We start from the raw sequence: 850 nt of genomic DNA, 5'->3' as shown, positions 1-850 counted from the left end.
GCTTCGAGAAGCGGTGGATTGTGCCATCCGCGTCTTTTGCCCATCGGACACCATTCTTGTCGACGACCGAGTTCTCGTAGAGCTGATCGACATTCTTCGGCTCGGGACTTCTCGAGTTGGGATGGTGCTTCTCGTTGGTGATTCGCTTGGGCTTCGAGTTGTCGCCGCCATCCTCGTCCGGCCCACCCGGTGGCAGGCTTGCGCTATTTGCCCCAGTCGATAGTCCATCAGCGGCCTGCTGCAAGAACGCATACGGCCCGGCCATCGTACTGCTTCCAGGAATCTCAGTCGCCTCTTGGACCAACACCAGAGTTTCCCCGGCGAGAAGCGCGTAAAGCTGCAAAGGAGTCAGGCTGGGGAGTCGCACCACAACAGGCTTCGGCCTTTGCATGACCAGCGAGCCGCCCATCAGTGACCGCACGTAGCCGCCCGCGAGCATTCGCTTGTTGTATTTGTCAATCTCCGCCCTGAGAACGGTCAGGCACGCACCGGTGCAGCCGGGATTCACTGCTCCATTGCCAGTGATTTTCACTTCCTTCATTTCCTGGGGCTTCGGCAGCGGCAGCGGCGGAGGCTGCGACGGATGCTGCTCGGGGTCCGGCAACGGCAGCGGCCAACTCCATTTCTTCTGCGTCAGCTCATTCGGATTCCACCCGCTCGGGTCCGTGCTGTTCAGTGGCCGGTTCTCCACATAGCTGTAGCGGTTGTAGCTCTGCAGTTCATAGGGCTGCGTCACCGCGCGGTCGACGGACAGGAAACGCCCAATGGACGCGTCGTACATGCGCCCGTTCATGTGCGTGAGCCCGATGTCGTCGAGCTGCTCATGGCCGGTGAAGCCGCGGTCCGTGCC

Annotated in this window: 1 protein-coding gene; it reads right to left on the bottom strand. The window is 61.2% G+C overall.

The window, feature by feature from the left end; genetic code table 11:
* The coding region (locus AC1D15_RS34985) for an RHS repeat-associated core domain-containing protein (RefSeq protein WP_477829695.1) at positions 1-850 on the bottom strand (850 nt) is incomplete at both ends.

The organism is Rhizobacter sp. P2_H2 (assembly GCF_056403375.1).
Note: the sequence above shows the minus strand (reverse complement) of the source record. Positions and strands in the feature narration are given on the sequence as shown.